Origin of the sequence: Bacillus sp. JH7 (genome assembly GCF_001563515.1) — a bacterium.
In the GTDB taxonomy this organism is placed as follows: domain Bacteria; phylum Bacillota; class Bacilli; order Bacillales; family Bacillaceae_G; genus Bacillus_A; species Bacillus_A cereus.
Genome location: NZ_LPUS01000030.1, coordinates 178,160 through 194,348 on the forward strand (window position 1 = coordinate 178,160; position 16,189 = coordinate 194,348).

Here is a 16,189-nt window from a genome sequence, read left to right on the forward strand (position 1 = left end):
TCGTCAATATACACCAGATTGTTAGTTCACAAAGTACAAGAGATTTGAGTTCAGTATTAGAGTGACGCCACACCTTTTATAATTATCGATATGTTACGCCTTTCAAAAGAATCTGCTTTATAGAATGTATCCACAATTTATATGTTACTATATGTAATATTTATTTAGTGTAATTTTTATGAACATGTATAATTGCATAAAGTTTATGAAAAAATGAGAGTATAATTTGGTATTGTGTAATAAAGATAAGGCCCACCTACGGAAATAGGTGGGTTTTTTGTTGGGTATTTTTATCTCATTGCACAAAAGGGAATTTCTATTAAAACCATAGCATATCTTTATAGCTCTTAAATTGAGAAAAAAGAAAAGACACCCAAATAAGAGTGTCTTTTCCCATAGTTTTTAGCAGAAGCAAGAAGCTCCAACAATAATTAATAAAATAAATAATACAACTAATAAAGCAAATCCTCCTGCAAAGCCACAGCCGCCACCGCAACTACCACCAAAGCCCATAATAATTCCTCCTTTAAATAGTAGGAGAAAAATAAGGAGTCACTCATGTATTTTAATGGATTCAAATTACTTTATGTTTTTATGGGTTAAATGAGCATGGCCTTTTGAAAATAAAAAAAAGCGCCATAAAGCGCCCCCCATTTGGGGAAATAAGAAGTAAGGTTTCTAAGATAACTGAAAAAATAGATCAGGTGCTTAGATTTTATCACGATTTTTTTCTAAATGAACATGCATTATTACATATCATCATAAATCCCTCTATTTTCCATTCGATAAAGTATATTACCAATATTAACAATATTAACAATATTTAAATAAATGTTTCTACAAATTCGAAATATTTACAAAATAAGAAAAGTGATACATTTAAGATGCAAGTTATAAAACATATTTGAGGGGGAATTTTTATGTTCAAGAAATTAGTAGTTGGAGCATTAGCAACTGGTATTGCATTGACTGGAGGAATTGGAGCGGCATCAGCAAGTACAGAAAATGTAGATAACACTAAAAATTTTGCGAAGATTGAATCAGTTCAAAAATTAGGTTCAGAAATTAAAAAATCAGCTAAATATGGTTTCACTTACGTATATGAACCGCAAAGTGGTAAATATATTACTACTAATTTCCACAGTCCAACAGGTAAGTTTGCAAATTATTTTGAGGACGAAGGAATCAAGCGGTATTTTAAGGGGCATAGCGGTAATTATGGGCACTATGAAGGTAGAAAATAAAATATTAAACTTCTTTCCAAAAAGCCTCGATATCTGAGGCTTTTTTCTTTGTATACGATTATTCCGCATAAAAAAAGACACCCAAAGGTGCCTTCCTGCGACTTGAACCACTTTACTATTACAATAAAGATGGTGTTTACAAGGATAGTTGTTATTATTTGTTAATTGTAAACCAATCACTTACGCCGTAACCTATTGAATCATTGACATGTTTTATAACAGCAATATAGCTACCAGGAGTATATACATCTGTAATCACAGTTGACCAAGTAGGGTTTTGGTAATTAGCATCAAATTGAGGATAAATTGTTCTATAGCGTACAGGTTTTTTTCCAGCTTCAACTTTAAAAATCTTCATAACAGCTCCTGAGTCATCTTTTATTGAGCTAAGAGAGTAATTTAAGATATCTCCAGTTCTATATGATTTTTTAACCATGTGTGCATTTGGAAATTTGGATAGATATTCAAAATTATTTGGTGATGAAAATCCCCAACTATCATTATATGGATCAGAATATGGTTCTTCATAAGCTGCTGCAGCTTGTGAAGTGGGTTTAATCATTTCTACTGCAGTAAATCCACCAAATGTTAATACTCCAACTAATGCTAATTTTCCTAATTTCATTAAAAATCCCCCTAAATATTTTTATTTGATTAATTACAATATAATAATATATTATTTTGTATAATATTTCAAATAATTTCTAAAAAAAGTTATAAATTCAAAAAAAAGACACCTTAAGGTGCCTTCCTCTGATTTGATCATTATATTTTATGTATGAAACCATCACTGTAGTATCTAAGATGAGAGCAGTTTATGCCGTCTTGCTTAGGACGGTATAGCATTACTTATTAATAACAAAGAATCCAGATTTATAATGTTTGCCATACAGATAAGCGACTGCTACGTATTGCCCTGAGTCATAGTTATCTGTGATTTGAGTATCCCAAATTGCTTTACCTGGGAGTGCGGATTCCGTATGCCAATTAATTGTTTTATAACGAGTTAATTCACCGCTACCATTGTCTGCTACTCGGAAAATCTTAATTTGGTCATCAGAGCCTAAAGAGTTAGAATATGCTCCAATAATTGAGAAGTAATCTCCTGTTTTGTAGCTGTAATTGAATTGTTGTTTGTACTCATACGGTAAGTCTGGAATAAATTGATACAATTCAGATGTATTTGTAATTCCCCAGTCGTCATATGATACTGCCGCTTGCACATTTGATGCTGCCGCTGCTGGTTTTGCGTCCAATGCTGCCAATCCTGTAAATCCACCTAGTGCTAATGCTCCGGCTAATGCTAATTTTCCTAATTTCACCAAGAAATCCCCCTAAATATTTCTATAATTATAATTAATTACAATATAATGATATAATCATTTGTATAATATTTCAAATATTTTCTAAAAAAAGTTATAAATATAAAAAAAAGACACCAAAGGTGCCTTCCTCCGACTTGAATCACTTTAATTCTAAGAATATGTATTGGACTCCCATTCAAGTATTATTTTTCTCAATGAATAATTGGTATATTTTAGGGTGTTTTTTACTGTTTTTATGTTAAGATATTTTGGTTGATATTCATCTTATTTTAGGAGGTTGGAAGATCTGTTACATGCTTTTCATATGGATTTTAGTTTCTATACCGAAAGTATAAAAGTTTTAGGGTTATTAGGGAATTCTACTCGCTTATCAATTGTTTGTAAATTGATTACATATGGATCGTTGTCAGTTTCTGATTTAAGTAAGCAAACAAGAATTACAGAGGATTTGATTGTACAACATTTGCGTAAATTAGCCTCTGGAAATATTGTAATTAGTGAACGTATAGGGAAAAGGCTTTATTTCAAAATAAAAGATAATAAAACAATTGAGATTATTAAGGTATTAGGATTACTAAGTTAATTTTAATTACTTTCAATATAAATGATTTTGCTATAACTCAATTGTGCAAAATTATATTTAGCCCGCCTATGGAAATAGGTAGGTTTTTAATATACAAAAAGGCGCCCATATAAGGGTGCCTTTTCCAATAGTTTTTAGCAGAAACAACTGCATCCGATAATGATTAATAGAATAAATAATACAACTAATAAAGCGAATCCTCCAGCGAAACCGCAGCCTTCGCCGCAACTACCACCATATCCCATAATAATAGTGCCTCCTTTAGATTAGAGGGTAAAACTAGGGTTCATTCCATGGATTTTAATGGGTTCACTTTACCTTATGTTTTCAAGAATGAATTGAGCAGGTCCTTTTGAAAATAGAAAAAAGACGCCATAAGGCGCCTTTCTTTTAGGTAGATAAGACTTTAGTTTTCCAATCTAAAGAAATTTTGTATCAGCTCTTTGAGAGTATATCATGATATTTGCTTGATTTATTATGCATTATTACATATCATCGTAAATCCCTCTATTTTCCATTTGATAAAATGAAATCCCAATATTGTTAATAATTAAATAAATATTTATATAAATTGAAAATATTTACAAAAGTTACAAAAGTGATACATTTAAGGTGCAAGTTATAAAAAATATTTAAGGGGGATTTATTATGTTTAAGAAATTAGTAGTTGGAGCATTAGCAACTGGTATCGCATTAACTGGAGGGATTGGAGCAGCATCAGCAAGTACAGAAGGTGTAGATAATACTAAAAATTCAGCACCAATTGTCCAACGTACCCAAATACTTAAAGATGATTTCAGTCTGATAAATGGTGAAAGAGAAGTATCGTTCGAGCATGTAAAAAAAGCGGATATGAGAGTTCATATGACGAACAATACTAAAGGTACACTTGACTGGTCTTTAAAAGACTCAAAAGGTAATGTTATTGGTTCTGGATCGTTAGCAGCAGGAAAGGGTTTTACAAATACGTACAATACTCTTTCAAAAGGTAAATATAAGCTTAAAGTTACTCACAGAAATAGTGGTTCTGGATCGTTCTATGCAGCTGCTCGTACTTTAGACTAGTATACATAGAACCAGTTTAAGTGTATTGAAGAAGAACGATTAGAGAGTTTGAGGATTAGGGGGTTTTCTCATAATATCATCGTTTGTAAATACAAAGTCACAAAAGGCCTACCTAGGGAAATAGGTAGGTCTTTTAATACATAAAAAAACACCATAAGGTGCCTTTTAAGCTGTAACAAATTTAAATACATAGTACATAAAAAATAACAAAGATAGATTTGCTAATCTGCCAGCAATCGATTCTTTCATAAATTTTATAAGTATTACTTTGACAATCAATGCTAAGAATAACGGTATAAACAGTACCATAGCAAGTTTAATAGCTAAGTCGTTTATAGTTGGATTAAACGCTTCAAAATTAATGATGATATTCACTTGCCTCTCTATTATCTGTTTATATTTATAATTAGATTTTTATTGTTTTGTCTACTAAAAAAGCCGTTAATTTGATAATTATTTATTTTTGGATTATAAGAGTGCTCTCACATTTACGACAAGTAATCTTCTCTTCCTCAAAAATGAATAGATTTTCAGCATCACATTCTGGGCATACAACTGCAAATGGTGTTTTTATATTTTTATAGCATAGGAAAGAAAAGAATGCCATGATTAGAGCAGGTATAATAAGCATCATAATTAAGAATAGGCCCGCGAAAACGCCTGTAATTATGGAAAGTGGTTTCATGAGTTTTCTACCTACGGAGTTTACTTGATTATCCTTTTTACGAAAAGCAGTAACAAGGTAAGTTTGGGTTTCTTTTACTGGCTCAAATGCATTTACCGTATTGTAATCTTGTTCATCCATAGTGGGATAGGAAGTGTTTGGTCCTTGATACCCTCGTTGTATATAATAGTTGTTTGACTCAGCTATTCGTGGTGTATACGAGATTCCAGTTCCAGGTATATAAGTTGTTGTTCTTGATTCAGGTGGAATGGAGTTTCCTCCCGTGCCTGTGTATGTAAAGTTAATTTTCACACCCGGAGAAAACTGGATAATTCTACGAAATTTATAACCCATAATATTGTATCCTCTCTATCTAATTAATATAATTAGCAAATAATTATATTAAATTTTTAATCTAATATTAATATATTAAGTTAAAATAAACTAATAAAAAAGAGTAATATTGAAGTTTACTAATTTAAGGCGTTTTAGGAGTCCATTTTTACATGAAAAAGACATCCTAAAACGCCTTTCTCCGACTTGAACCACTTTAATTTTAATAATATGTATTGGACGCCAATCCAAATATTATTTTACCATGTTAAGTTGTATTGTACATTGAGAAATTTGGTATACCTCTTTATTTGAACGTAAAAAGCCCTAGAGGGGCTAGGACTTTTTGACAGAATGAAAATGATTCAAAAAAGTACTTATATAACGTGATATACTAATGTTCCATAAATGTATCGTTAAAGTGAAAAAAATCTATATTTTGTAAATAAAGAATCAGAGTTATAATATTTAAGTAATACATTATAAGATTATAGGGGTGGAGAGATTGGATAGAATATTTGAGTTTAAAGGGGCAGGGAAAACAATAGTAAAAATAGAGGGTAACTTTATTCGTCTGAAGCGAAAAGGTGCTCTGAATTTTTTAAACCATGGACTAGATGGTGAAAAAACTATTGATATCAACAATATGACTGGTATTCAAATTAAAAAAGCCAATTTCTTCACAAATGGTTACATACAATTTATTTTCATGGGTAGCCAAGAAAGTAAAAGAGGAGTTATGGCTGCAGCTACAGATGAAAATACAGTTATGTTTACAAAAAGAGAACAAAAAATGGCCGAAGAAATTAAAGAGTACATTGAGAGTATCTTAGTTAATAAAAGTAAGTCTCAAGTTGCTGCATCAGTAAGTGGGGCAGATGAAATATTGAAGTATAAAGAGTTGCTAGATCAAGGAATTATTACTGAGGAAGATTTCCAAGCGAAGAAAAAGCAATTATTAGGAATTTAAAAAAGCGCTCAAATGAGCGCTTTTTTTATTTTAATCCAAATTGTGCTTTACTATTTAGTTTTCCACCTTGGAACATAAAGTTAGCATTAGCGCCCGGTGAGCCTACACCTTCCCACATATACATAACTGTGTAGAATTAAGTTCCTTTCTCTCCACCTTCAGATATTAATTCTCCATCGGTACCTATAATTTCTTTTACTTGTTCATATGTCATACCGTTTTGAATGTTTTTGAATTTCACTTTTGTTAAACCTGGTCTACTAGATCCAGCACGTTGTTTGTTTTCTTCGTCAGCTTTTTGTTTTTCTTCTTTTTTCCTTTGAACATTAGCAGCTACAATTTCATCTTCTTTGGAAATGTACTCAGGAACAGACATGTTATATTTCTCAGCCATTTTTTCAAAATGCTCCATTGCATCCTTATCCTTTGTAGTTGGCTCATGAGACTGATATTTAACACCGTACTTGTTGTAAATCTCCATGTTAACATTACGGCCATCGTCCATTTTTAAAACTGTATCTTGAGGCTTAGAATTAGTTTCTTTTTTCGTATCAGATTGACTTTCTATCTTGGCCTCTTGTTTTGGGGTGCTAGAAGCAACTTTATTCTCTTTTTTATCCATGAAGCCACTAATTGCAGCAATAACAATAAATAGGTAAACAGCACTAGCTACAACCATTTTCCATTTAGTATTAGATCGGAAACCGAGTATCTTGTTATGTAATTTACGCTCCACTTTATTGATTTGAATTGAAGTATTTGTTTGGATTAAGCGTTCAATATCATTAGTTTGCTGTGTTGGTGTAAATACGAATGTTTTATTCATTCCTTTAAATTCCATAACAGCTTTCACGGCGAATTTATCAATAGTAACAGTGTCGTATTCATTGAAATTATATGTGCCAACACTAGAAATATTTTGTGTTTCTTTGTTGTACTTAAATAATTGAATATGATCTTTATCTATGGCAGCATAGCCACGATCAGTTGAACTGAACTTAGCTTCTACGATAATAGGCGAAGTTTGGTATTTATTTGCTATCGCCTGTTTGGCAAGTTGCGACTCGCTAGGTTTTTTCTCTTTATTTTTATTACCCATTTTTACTTGTCCCCTCCAACATGTAAGATTTCTCATCTTATGTTAGCAAACGAATTATTTGTATATTGTCATATTTTGTCGAATAGAAATAAAAAAGCACTCATAAGAGTGCTTATCCATAAATCTAATGTTTTTTACTAGATTTTTTATGTCCTTTATTTCGTTCACAAGCCACGCCATCGCCATCACGATCTAAATGTGAAGCATAAGCTGGGCTATCTGGAGTTATATCATAGTAACCAGCATTATTTGCATCTGTACAGTTTGCAAAGTGAACTTTCTCTTGTTTAGGTGCAGCTTGTTGCTGAGGTGCTGTATTAGCTGCAGCTTTTTGTTGCTCCTGCTCTTTTGCTTGAGCTGCTTCTTGTTGTTTCTTTTGTTCTTCCTGTTGTCTTTGAGCCTCTTCTTGTTTGCGTTGTTCATCTAATCGCTTTTGTTCTTCAGCCTTTTTTTGTTCCTCAGCTTGCTTTTGCTCTTCAGCCTTTTTCTGTTCTTCTAACTTCTTTTGTTCCTCAGCTTGCTTTTGTTCTTCGGCCTTTTTCTGTTCTTCTATTTTCTTTTGTTCCTCTTCCTGTTTTTGCTCATCTAACTTCTTTTGTTCCTCTTCTTTTTTAGTTTCTTGTTTTGGTTCTTCTGATGTACTTGCTTTTTCATTTGAACCACAAGCAGCCAATCCCATAAGTAACACGCTGCATGCTAAAGCCATTAATAATTTTTTGCTCATAATTTAATTCCTCCAAGATATATAAAATGTAATATTTCTGGACAATCTTATCAAAACAAACATTATTATATTGTCATATTATGTCGAAGGAAAATAAAAAAGAGAGCCGAAGCCCTCTAAAATCATTTATCAATAATTATCCCCACTAGATTCATAATAATATGAATCTGAATTACCACAGCAGATGCATGTTGTTTGTTGGATAAATAATGGACTAAGTTCAGCGTTAGCTGTAGTGGCATTTGAGAAAGTAATACTTTGAACATCCTCAAATAAGAAAGTTTTTCTATCTCCTGGTGTTAATGTAATTGTTTGTGGAGTTGTGGAATTAAATGTTCTAATAGTCAATGTAACAAAAGCAGCAAATACAGGGCTAAAATTAAAGCGAATTAGAGTTTTATTGTGATTAGTTGTAAAATTTTCAAATAGGGTAATTGTAGAACCTGGTGGAATTTCAAGACTTGTAGGGGTAGTTTCAGAGCCGAAAATTGTAAATGTCTCTATGAAACAGTTATTGGAGTTTGAAGAGTTACATGATTTATCTTTTTTCTTGTAATATTTCTTTCCATCTTTACAGAAATAATCTGCCATATCTAATCATTCCTCTCAAAAAAGAGTTTAAGGTTGTCCCATATATATTATGAAGGTTGTATAAAAAGGTTCTAGTTTAAAAAGAGTAAATAAAAAAGAGAGGCGTAACTTTCACTGGTCAATACGATAAAATAGGCATCAGGGTACTTCATACAGAACAATGCACTATTGCATATCCTTATCCGTAAGTGTGAGAAAGCATTGATATACAGCTGTTTTTACTGAAGAACAAATTGAATGGATAAGAAAACAATACAAACCAGGCCACTCTAAGTATGGAGCTAGAGCAATGGCTAGAACATTCGGAACATCACATTCAACTATAGGGAAGGTTGTAAGAAATGAGACTTGGAAGCATGTGTAACGAGCTTCTAACGAAACGCGGAATCATTTCAGAAATGGATAGGGAGGCGGTTTAAATTATGAAAGAAAGCACATTATCACTGTTAATTGTATCAGCAGCAATATGTGTATTTGTATACCTGGTACACCAAATAGATGTCTGGGACAAAAAGATAGGATGGTCACGGAATGACAAATAAACAGCAGCGTGATGAATATAAACGTAAGAAAATCTTGTGGATTATAAAGGATTTAAGATCAAAGGGTGTACATAACAGCGCAGATAAGGTTGAGGAAACATACAAGAGGTATATCACACTCTAGTTAAATGATAAAAGCCCTGCAAGGGGATGCAGGGCAAGACTAAGGGTATTGAAGAATTGTCGATTCTAAAAGTAAAGGACTTCTTGGAATGTAATAAGTTTAACACATAATTCATTAAATTTTTATATAAAGATTTTACAGATTTATGAAAGTAGACAAATCTTTACTTGTCTGAATGTTCAGGGATTTAATAGGGATTCTCCACTTTATTGAGAGATTCCTGGATATTCCGATGTGTGAAAGCATCAAAAAAGCCCGTACAGAAGCACAGGCCAGTTGTTACACATATCGGTAACTAAATTTTAACAAACTTTCAGAAAGTTAGCTATTGAAAAATAAAAAACGCTCGATGGCAACGATCGCTATAGAGAAAACATTCCCTAAAATTAGCTACCTCTATTATACCATGAATTTTATCTCAGTAAATAAGGAGTGAAAGACCTATGTTAGATAATATTCAATCTAAAGTCGTCCTTCCGAAGTGGATAGAAGACGTCATGCCGTTATTGCGGAGTTAAGAGAAATTCATCAATTACAGCTGGAGGGAAAATGGGATGCCACGAATTGGATCGGATTTGGAAAAGGAGAATTACACAGTGGCGTTGCAGCAGGGAAAGTGCATGAAGAAATCGCCGCATTAATTATGGATCAGGCAGATAAGAATAAAATCAAATCACGTCCAATGGGGTTAGAGGCATGAAGCAACTAACACTTGAGGATGTAGTCGGAAGTTTTGATTATACCGCAACAAGTACCGTGAACAAATTCCTGAAGCGTAATAGCGTTATGACATACTCAGTAGAGTTTTACGACAAAGACGAGAAGTGGAAGCTTCGTTGGTTTGAGGCGAAGTTCGAGCGCGAAGCTATAGAAATGGCTAAAAAGAAATACGGAAAGATACAGATTATCACCACGTATATTTCTGATAGAACCTTAGAAGAGATAATGAATTTGGATTAGGAGACATAGCGTTATGATGTATTTAAAGGGTAGAAACTCATTTGATTAAACGAGGCAACTGTAGGCGTCATAGCGTCAGTAGAAACATTAGGACTATCGGAATCAGAAAGGAGAAATATGGGATTCGGATTTACTGGCTATGGGTACTAAATAAAAAAGCTAGGGTTTCCCCTAGTAAAGAGTTATGTCGTACAGAAAGGTACAAACTTAATGTTTGCAATTTCATTATATAACGTTTCTGGGGTGAAAGGATTGACTCATAGCAATCTTTACGTAACTTTTACATGTGATTGAAATATTTGATAACACAGACATAGATTTATTAGAAATTGAAATTATTAAAGGAAGCTATGTATATGTAAATTTTTAATAAAATGCTTATTGAAATAAAAAAATGGTTCTTACTATTACGTAAGAACCCCATAACTGAAGAAAAAAAGTCGTATGTGAAACCAAGTGGGAAGCAAAATTATAATTTAATATATAAATATACAGTTGTTTATACATCAAATCAAACAACATAGTTATTTAAACGAAGGAGCCCTAGATTTAGGGATCTAGGGCTTCTTGTGTTGGTATAACTCACACAATGTTATGAAAAGAAAAGAACTTACTGAAGATAACATATGAATGTTTCGTAAATGTATCAAAAAAGTGAACAAAATAGTTATTTTAATCGAAAATAGCAGGTAATTGACCAACTAAACATTCCGGAGGGGTAAAGCTCCGATTTGAAAGAGTGTAGTATGTGTAATGTAAAAAAGGTTACTCGTAAAGGGGCATGAAAAAAAGAGTACATATCAAATATGTACTCTTGAAAAAAGGAGAACCTTATAAGCGATGAAACATAATACTACAACATATGCTTGCCTCATTTAAATGTGTGAGGAATATAACAAAATAGTTATTTTATGATGGATAAATAAAAGAATCCGTTTGTTATAAACGGATTCTTCCCACAAGGTTTGCAAGAAATTCAAGGTAACTAGACCGGAGCACTTATTGAATTTCTTGTGATAATACTGTATGCAAAGGAATTAATAAGGTTAAAGAAATTTAAACAAAATCCTTATTTAACAACAAATAAAAAGAGCGCTAATCGAGAGCGCTCCTTATACCTAATTATAACGAAAGTGACGAACTCACATTATACAGAAAGGCACTATTATTGTATGTCAAAGTATGAGATTAGTGAATGAATTAAGATAAAATCGTTATCTAAATAAAAGCCCCCCCGATTATCCACGGGGCTTCTAAGGGTATGTGTCAAGTAATGACGTACTCGACTAATTAACCATATCATGAATTTTTTGGTAAAAATACTGGTAAATGTGTCCAAATAAGCAGGGGATCAATTTGAATAAAAAACGCTATTTTAGTAGAAAACGTTGAAAAAGGACCCGGAAAAGGGGTAAGGGTCCTTTTTAATGGAACAATAGAATTTTATGGGATTACCAATATGTTACCATAAGAGGAAAAATATTTCCAGGTTGTAGATATTGAGAAAACTTCATTTTAATAGAAAACGGGGGTGAATAATTGAGAGTTGATAAAACTTTTTCAGAACTATGGCATTTACATTTGAGAGGAAATTTAAACACCGAATTAATGACCACAGAAGAATATGAAGAAAACGAAAAAGAAGTTAAAGATATATCTTTGATGGCTATAAACACAATTAAAAAGCTACAAAGAAGAATAAGTGAACTTGAATTAGAAAACAATCAACTAAAAGGTATAAATAAGTTTTCTTAATAAAAATTTCATTTTGTTTTATTTTAAAACCAAAAAAGAGCACTTAGTAAAGTGCTCTCGTGACGAACCTCATTTTATAACGACTATTTTATAAAGAAAGGAACTCAGAATATTATATGTGAGTCCAGTTAATTGAGTGCTTCTTACAAATAAAGAGCAGCTAGCAAAAGCTAACTGCTAGGTTCTCCAAGGGGGAACAAGGAGAAAATCTGATGTCATATACAGTATTGACGGAATATTGAATTTTATTCACGAGAGATTATATTCTGAAATTTGAATTATGATAGTTGATATTCTCCATATTGACCAGAAAAGAACTAAAAGTTCTAGTGAAATTCCAAGGGTTCTTTTCTTAGTTTTTTGAGATTCTTTTATCAAATAGCCAACAGCACTAATTGCTATAAGAATGAAAAGAATAAGTTCGAGTGTAACTGGCATTCTATCTACTCCTTAAAAAGTTTGCATATAACGATTATAAGATATTTTTAATGATTGGTAGTAGAAAATTCAACAAAATAATTCTTTTAAGAGAAAGTGAAGAATAACATTGGGACAAGGTAACCGTGGAAGGGCATTTGAAATGCTTATCAATTTAGCGAATGAAATGTATCAAAGAGGGGGAGTGGCGCTTATTAACAAACGTCCGACTCCTGTGAAGGTGTTAAAGAGCAAAGGTGGCCGTGTACTAAATGGATTCTATGAAGCAAAGAGCACAGTAGACTATGACGGTGTATATAAGGGGAGAGCTGTAGCATTTGAAGCGAAGTCTACAGAGGAAGATACACGTTTTGATTTAAAGAACATTGCGCAGCATCAATTGGATTACCTGGAGAAAGCGGAGAAGATGGGAGCGATATGTTTTTTTCTTATTGAGTTTAGTAAGGATAAGTCAGTATTCGCAGTGCCACTATCAGTTATTCAATCTTATGTAAAGATGTCTCATCAACCAAAGGGCAAGAAGTCTATACCGAGAGCAGACTTTGATATTTATTATAGGTTTTGTGAGAGTTGAAAAATAGTATAATATCTCTTTCAATGTACATATTAAGAAAAGTTTTTAATATCATACATAAAAGGCGGGATAATATGAGTGAAAATAAGAAAAATGAAGAGTTGAATAAGATAAAGAAGTATTACTTTAATGAGGACAATCAACCAGTAGCTGGTATAGAGTTAATTTTGCCACCGGATATAGGAATCATGTTAGACCCGAAATCAGTTAATGATGAAAGTAGAGATATTGATAATGAATAAGTTTAATTTAAGCATCCATTCGGGTGCTTTTTTCTTTGTTGTAGAGAAATTACACATTAAGTCCCTTTAATACATGACTTAGGCATAGTCGGGAATGAGTATCATATAATGACACTGAACGGTTTCCGACATGTTCCCCTATATTTTTTCAAGAGAGAGCACTTATTGGGGGAGTGCTCTCTTTCGTTTGCACATAAGGAGGCTTTCATCATACAATATCGAATCAATGCCAACCAACTTATTCCTTTTCCGAGAGCTATATATATTCCGCTATAAAGCTCTTTTAGGTTGCGCCATTAGAAATGGCAAGGCATTGTCGTATATTTTATACTCAGAAGCTTAGGACACTTTATAGTGTTCTTTTTTTATTGAACAAAATGTACATTTGGATTAAAGGATTCTATATAAATAGGTAGAATCTAATTATTTGGTTTACATTTTAATCTGAGGGGTACAAATTCGATGCGACGTGAAAAGGATTTGTTGAAGCAATGGAAGGCGGATTTGCAAGCTGTTCAAGAAGAGAAAAGGCTGAAGAAGAAGGCTAAGAAAAAGAATAAGAAATATAACATTTCGGGTAAGACAGCTGACTTCATGGATGGCAAGAATATTTATCGTAAAGAGAATGGGGTATGGAAGCAAAGAAATAAATAATGTGAGGATAAATGATTTTGATTAAGTGTATAGCAATTATCGTAGGCGCTGCCGTGATCTGGGTGACGTCTTGTTTGCTGTTAAGGAAAGATAAGGCGTGAGATAGACTTGCAAATTGAAATATTATTAGTTTGAAACATAGGCTAGTAAACAAACTATTTCTACCTTTTAATCATAGAATATGATGAATTCTATTTTTAGAGGAGGGAATCATATCTATGGGATGGGATAATAATTTTGGACATTCTCGAGATTGTAATAGATTTTGGGATGATTTAGTCTTTTGCGGTTGCGGCCGTAGACGAAGAAGAAACGATTTTAACGACTGTCATTGTAGACGTGACTGCGATTGTGATGAGTGTCGTCGTAGACGTAATCATGAACGCGATTGTAATCATGATGATCATCGAGATTGGTAAAGTCTTTTGAAAGAGTGCATGTCTTAATTGCACTCTTTTTTTATTATGTTTTTATTAGGACTTATTAAACCAAAGGATACAGTTTCAATTTGATTGAACATCTACCAAAACAAACGAACACAACGAACGAAAAGGTACATCAATTTTGCAAAAAAGAACCTGCAAACCTGCAGATTCTCTTGATAATGATTTATGAAGTAAGATCCGAAAATATAATACAATAATTCGAAAATGAGTTCAAGAGTATTTGGTGATTTAAGCCGCTTTATAATCTTTGTTTTTAAGCTTTTTTCTAATATCCATAAATCCTATAATCATTATCGCCATGCATATTAACTTAAGCCAACGAACCTCCTGGTGGTACATTAGCCCAGAAAAGAATTCATAGGCATATAACAAACCGACAATTGGAAATAGCCAAGTCATAAATTTCAAATCTTTTAGATGAAACTTATAATTATTAATCTTTTTCCGCATATGTATCAACTCCTATTATTATGAGGTCCTGTAGTTTTTCTTGATGATATCTTTTATGTTGATAATTAAGGATATAAGGAATCCAACAGCTAGGATACCGTTTAACCAATAATATGTATTTCCTGATGAAAACTTATTATAAAAGGAGATGACATTATAATATACTAGGAGCACTGAAAAGACAGTAGAGAGTACTAACATACCAAAACTTTTCATGATGTTCACCTCGATTCAAAATTTTAGAACTTATTTATAATTTTATTTTTAAATAATTGGATTTACAAGAAGAGGAATAAAAAAGAACCCGTTGGAGTACGGGTTCTTTCAGAAGTGATGATGTATTCTCGGCTAGGGAACTGAGAAAAATACAAAAATATAATACATCGAGATTTAGAGAATTTCAATATTAAATGAAATATTATCGAGGAGGGAATTATATCATTTGATGAAGAAACCAAGGTAGCGTTAAAGCGTATGAATTTTTTAAAAAAATGAGCTGGATATTTTAAGGATACATAAAATTATTGAAATTTTTGTATGAATTCATTAATATGGAAGTATATTTATTGTTTAATTGATTCCGTTTATTCCCACACCTTATTGTGTTGTGGTTGAGTTGTAGAAGCAAGTTGCGTCTTGTTTCATTTATGAAAGAGCTTCTTTGAGCCGATTAGTGTATATAGCTTATTTTGCTATGCACATTTTTAATCGACTTGAAGAAGCCTTTTTTGTGTTGTTTTCAAGTCTGTTTGATTAGTAGAACCCATTATTACACTGGGCAAAAATTATTATTTAGGGGGATTTATTTATGAACATCAGTTATGAAGTATCTTTATTTTGTTCTGCGCATCCAAATGAACTTATTCCAAGTTTACGTGCATTACGAATGAGAGTTACAAAAGAAGGGGCATTTTGGGAACGAGATTGTTATCAGTTTTTCATTAAACCATCAAACTTGTCACAGCGAGCAGCAAAACAAGCAGGGGAAATCTATTTGTATCATGTTCATTTTAATGGATGTGTACGGGATTTCCTTTTTTTATTGGAAAGATGTTTTAGAGGGACGAGTTTTCGCTTTACTGCTATCCGTGGTTTTTTAGGTGTAGAAGGTTATTCACTTAAGAAATGGAAACCAATTCTACGTAACCACCACATAAACTCTGCAGATGTAGATTGTATTTTCAAGAAAGATGATCTTGTAATGATTGTGCATCAGCATGGAGGTTTAGAGGTGGTTAAGCGTGCGGAAAAAGGCGAACAATTAAAAAAAGTAAACTTCTTAGAGGTAGATAGCTGGTTACAAGCACTAAATCCGACAAAAGAGGATCTATTCTCTTTAACAGGTGTGAGTGTATCGTAATGAGTAATTTACATAACTATATGGAAGTGTTCAGACAGAGGGAATG

Annotated in this window: 23 protein-coding genes and 1 pseudogene; 12 read left to right on the forward strand and 12 right to left on the reverse strand. The window is 32.6% G+C overall.

Features of this window, described 5'->3' with window-relative positions; translation table 11 throughout:
* Positions 1-402: 402 nt before the first annotated feature.
* On the reverse strand, positions 403-513 hold the full coding sequence (locus AU379_RS29935) for a YjcZ family sporulation protein (RefSeq protein WP_000505681.1): 111 nt from the start codon (positions 511-513) through the stop codon (positions 403-405).
* Between the two features lie 407 nt (positions 514-920).
* Here AU379_RS29935 and AU379_RS24405 point away from each other — a divergent pair, with 407 nt between their 5' ends.
* The gene (locus AU379_RS24405; RefSeq protein WP_061139897.1) at positions 921-1,244 is read left to right on the forward strand and encodes an LCI fold-containing protein; all 324 of its coding nucleotides are present in this window, start codon (positions 921-923) and stop codon (positions 1,242-1,244) included.
* Between the two features lie 154 nt (positions 1,245-1,398).
* On the opposite strand, the gene AU379_RS24410 is transcribed toward AU379_RS24405, so the two are convergent.
* Both AU379_RS24410 and AU379_RS24415 read right to left on the reverse strand, forming a co-directional pair.
* A complete protein-coding gene (locus AU379_RS24410) occupies positions 1,399-1,869 on the reverse strand; it encodes a DUF5065 family protein (protein ID WP_000765904.1) in 471 nt (156 codons plus the stop codon).
* A gap of 220 nt (positions 1,870-2,089) precedes the next feature.
* A complete protein-coding gene (locus AU379_RS24415) occupies positions 2,090-2,566 on the reverse strand; it encodes a DUF5065 family protein (RefSeq protein ID WP_061139898.1) in 477 nt (158 codons plus the stop codon).
* A 307-nt stretch (positions 2,567-2,873) separates the two neighbouring features.
* Between AU379_RS24415 and AU379_RS24420 the strand changes: the two genes are divergently transcribed.
* Positions 2,874-3,152, forward strand: a complete 279-nt coding sequence (locus tag AU379_RS24420) for a metalloregulator ArsR/SmtB family transcription factor (RefSeq protein WP_053512726.1) — start codon at positions 2,874-2,876, stop codon at positions 3,150-3,152.
* Between the two features lie 134 nt (positions 3,153-3,286).
* Here the strand turns inward: AU379_RS24420 and AU379_RS29940 are convergent, their stop codons facing one another.
* The gene (locus AU379_RS29940) at positions 3,287-3,397 is read right to left on the reverse strand and encodes a YjcZ family sporulation protein (RefSeq protein WP_000540371.1); all 111 of its coding nucleotides are present in this window, start codon (positions 3,395-3,397) and stop codon (positions 3,287-3,289) included.
* A gap of 403 nt (positions 3,398-3,800) precedes the next feature.
* Here AU379_RS29940 and AU379_RS31275 point away from each other — a divergent pair, with 403 nt between their 5' ends.
* Positions 3,801-4,217 (forward strand): hypothetical protein, encoded by a 417-nt coding sequence (locus AU379_RS31275; RefSeq protein WP_061139899.1) that lies wholly within the window; start codon positions 3,801-3,803, stop codon positions 4,215-4,217.
* Between the two features lie 165 nt (positions 4,218-4,382).
* Here the strand turns inward: AU379_RS31275 and AU379_RS31060 are convergent, their stop codons facing one another.
* Entirely contained in the window at positions 4,383-4,592 is a 210-nt protein-coding gene (locus AU379_RS31060; RefSeq protein ID WP_061139900.1) for a hypothetical protein, read from the reverse strand.
* Between the two features lie 82 nt (positions 4,593-4,674).
* Positions 4,675-5,235: a DUF4236 domain-containing protein gene (locus AU379_RS24435; protein ID WP_061139901.1), complete on the reverse strand. Its 561-nt coding sequence runs from the start codon at positions 5,233-5,235 to the stop codon at positions 4,675-4,677.
* Positions 5,236-5,710: 475 nt separating this feature from the next.
* Between AU379_RS24435 and AU379_RS24440 the strand changes: the two genes are divergently transcribed.
* Positions 5,711-6,184 carry a DUF4429 domain-containing protein gene (locus AU379_RS24440; RefSeq protein ID WP_236725812.1) on the forward strand — a complete coding sequence of 158 codons (474 nt, stop codon included), beginning with the start codon at positions 5,711-5,713 and terminating at the stop codon, positions 6,182-6,184.
* Positions 6,185-6,320: 136 nt separating this feature from the next.
* Here AU379_RS24440 and AU379_RS24445 read toward each other — a convergent pair whose 3' ends face one another.
* From AU379_RS24445 to AU379_RS24455, 3 genes are all read right to left on the reverse strand, one after another.
* Positions 6,321-7,283 (reverse strand): hypothetical protein, encoded by a 963-nt coding sequence (locus AU379_RS24445; RefSeq protein ID WP_232487809.1) that lies wholly within the window; start codon positions 7,281-7,283, stop codon positions 6,321-6,323.
* A 124-nt stretch (positions 7,284-7,407) separates the two neighbouring features.
* Positions 7,408-8,007, reverse strand: a complete 600-nt coding sequence (locus tag AU379_RS24450) for an excalibur calcium-binding domain-containing protein (RefSeq protein WP_061139903.1) — start codon at positions 8,005-8,007, stop codon at positions 7,408-7,410.
* Positions 8,008-8,136: 129 nt separating this feature from the next.
* Positions 8,137-8,598, reverse strand: coding sequence for a hypothetical protein (locus AU379_RS24455; protein ID WP_061139904.1), 462 nt, complete (start codon positions 8,596-8,598; stop codon positions 8,137-8,139).
* Positions 8,599-9,745: 1,147 nt separating this feature from the next.
* Here AU379_RS24455 and AU379_RS24460 point away from each other — a divergent pair.
* The 3 genes from AU379_RS24460 to AU379_RS24470 all read left to right on the forward strand — a co-directional run bounded on the left by AU379_RS24460 (position 9,746) and on the right by AU379_RS24470 (position 11,979).
* A complete protein-coding gene (locus AU379_RS24460; protein ID WP_061139905.1) occupies positions 9,746-9,964 on the forward strand; it encodes a hypothetical protein in 219 nt (72 codons plus the stop codon).
* Positions 9,961-10,224, forward strand: coding sequence for a hypothetical protein (locus AU379_RS24465; RefSeq protein WP_061139906.1), 264 nt, complete (start codon positions 9,961-9,963; stop codon positions 10,222-10,224). Before AU379_RS24460 ends, AU379_RS24465 begins: the two co-directional genes overlap by 4 nt.
* A 1,539-nt stretch (positions 10,225-11,763) precedes the next feature.
* Positions 11,764-11,979, forward strand: coding sequence for a hypothetical protein (locus AU379_RS24470; RefSeq protein ID WP_061139907.1), 216 nt, complete (start codon positions 11,764-11,766; stop codon positions 11,977-11,979).
* Between the two features lie 249 nt (positions 11,980-12,228).
* On the opposite strand, the gene AU379_RS24475 is transcribed toward AU379_RS24470, so the two are convergent.
* Entirely contained in the window at positions 12,229-12,417 is a 189-nt protein-coding gene (locus AU379_RS24475; RefSeq protein ID WP_001145518.1) for a hypothetical protein, read from the reverse strand.
* 109 nt (positions 12,418-12,526) lie between these two features.
* Between AU379_RS24475 and AU379_RS24480 the strand changes: the two are divergent.
* The 4 genes and pseudogenes from AU379_RS24480 to AU379_RS29960 all read left to right on the forward strand — a co-directional run.
* Positions 12,527-12,970, forward strand: a pseudogene (locus AU379_RS24480) (Holliday junction resolvase RecU); the annotation flags it as partial.
* A 95-nt stretch (positions 12,971-13,065) separates the two neighbouring features.
* The gene (locus AU379_RS30740) at positions 13,066-13,233 is read left to right on the forward strand and encodes a hypothetical protein (protein ID WP_001293569.1); all 168 of its coding nucleotides are present in this window, start codon (positions 13,066-13,068) and stop codon (positions 13,231-13,233) included.
* Between the two features lie 462 nt (positions 13,234-13,695).
* The gene (locus AU379_RS24485; RefSeq protein ID WP_061139909.1) at positions 13,696-13,887 is read left to right on the forward strand and encodes a hypothetical protein; all 192 of its coding nucleotides are present in this window, start codon (positions 13,696-13,698) and stop codon (positions 13,885-13,887) included.
* 218 nt (positions 13,888-14,105) lie between these two features.
* Entirely contained in the window at positions 14,106-14,306 is a 201-nt protein-coding gene (locus AU379_RS29960; protein ID WP_071741336.1) for a hypothetical protein, read from the forward strand.
* Between the two features lie 255 nt (positions 14,307-14,561).
* On the opposite strand, the gene AU379_RS24490 is transcribed toward AU379_RS29960, so the two are convergent.
* Both AU379_RS24490 and AU379_RS29965 read right to left on the reverse strand, forming a co-directional pair.
* A complete protein-coding gene (locus AU379_RS24490) occupies positions 14,562-14,783 on the reverse strand; it encodes a hypothetical protein (protein ID WP_061139910.1) in 222 nt (73 codons plus the stop codon).
* An 18-nt stretch (positions 14,784-14,801) separates the two neighbouring features.
* Complete coding sequence (locus AU379_RS29965) at positions 14,802-14,999, reverse strand: hypothetical protein (RefSeq protein ID WP_071741338.1); 198 nt, start codon at positions 14,997-14,999, stop codon at positions 14,802-14,804.
* Between the two features lie 592 nt (positions 15,000-15,591).
* Here AU379_RS29965 and AU379_RS24495 point away from each other — a divergent pair.
* Positions 15,592-16,143, forward strand: a complete 552-nt coding sequence (locus AU379_RS24495; RefSeq protein WP_061139911.1) for a hypothetical protein — start codon at positions 15,592-15,594, stop codon at positions 16,141-16,143.
* Positions 16,144-16,189: the final 46 nt, after the last annotated feature.

Coding starts and splice junctions, on each gene's coding strand:
- AU379_RS29935 (WP_000505681.1), bottom strand. CDS start 513: ATGGGCTTTGGTGGTAGTTGCGGTGGCGGCTGTGGCTTTGCAGGAGGA.
- AU379_RS24405 (WP_061139897.1), top strand. CDS start 921: ATGTTCAAGAAATTAGTAGTTGGAGCATTAGCAACTGGTATTGCATTG.
- AU379_RS24410 (WP_000765904.1), bottom strand. CDS start 1,869: ATGAAATTAGGAAAATTAGCATTAGTTGGAGTATTAACATTTGGTGGA.
- AU379_RS24420 (WP_053512726.1), top strand. CDS start 2,874: ATGGATTTTAGTTTCTATACCGAAAGTATAAAAGTTTTAGGGTTATTA.
- AU379_RS29940 (WP_000540371.1), bottom strand. CDS start 3,397: ATGGGATATGGTGGTAGTTGCGGCGAAGGCTGCGGTTTCGCTGGAGGA.
- AU379_RS31275 (WP_061139899.1), top strand. CDS start 3,801: ATGTTTAAGAAATTAGTAGTTGGAGCATTAGCAACTGGTATCGCATTA.
- AU379_RS24435 (WP_061139901.1), bottom strand. CDS start 5,235: ATGGGTTATAAATTTCGTAGAATTATCCAGTTTTCTCCGGGTGTGAAA.
- AU379_RS24445 (WP_232487809.1), bottom strand. CDS start 7,283: ATGGGTAATAAAAATAAAGAGAAAAAACCTAGCGAGTCGCAACTTGCC.
- AU379_RS24450 (WP_061139903.1), bottom strand. CDS start 8,007: ATGAGCAAAAAATTATTAATGGCTTTAGCATGCAGCGTGTTACTTATG.
- AU379_RS24455 (WP_061139904.1), bottom strand. CDS start 8,598: ATGGCAGATTATTTCTGTAAAGATGGAAAGAAATATTACAAGAAAAAA.
- AU379_RS24465 (WP_061139906.1), top strand. CDS start 9,961: ATGAAGCAACTAACACTTGAGGATGTAGTCGGAAGTTTTGATTATACC.
- AU379_RS24475 (WP_001145518.1), bottom strand. CDS start 12,417: ATGCCAGTTACACTCGAACTTATTCTTTTCATTCTTATAGCAATTAGT.
- AU379_RS30740 (WP_001293569.1), top strand. CDS start 13,066: ATGAGTGAAAATAAGAAAAATGAAGAGTTGAATAAGATAAAGAAGTAT.
- AU379_RS24485 (WP_061139909.1), top strand. CDS start 13,696: ATGCGACGTGAAAAGGATTTGTTGAAGCAATGGAAGGCGGATTTGCAA.
- AU379_RS29960 (WP_071741336.1), top strand. CDS start 14,106: ATGGGATGGGATAATAATTTTGGACATTCTCGAGATTGTAATAGATTT.
- AU379_RS24490 (WP_061139910.1), bottom strand. CDS start 14,783: ATGCGGAAAAAGATTAATAATTATAAGTTTCATCTAAAAGATTTGAAA.
- AU379_RS29965 (WP_071741338.1), bottom strand. CDS start 14,999: ATGAAAAGTTTTGGTATGTTAGTACTCTCTACTGTCTTTTCAGTGCTC.
- AU379_RS24495 (WP_061139911.1), top strand. CDS start 15,592: ATGAACATCAGTTATGAAGTATCTTTATTTTGTTCTGCGCATCCAAAT.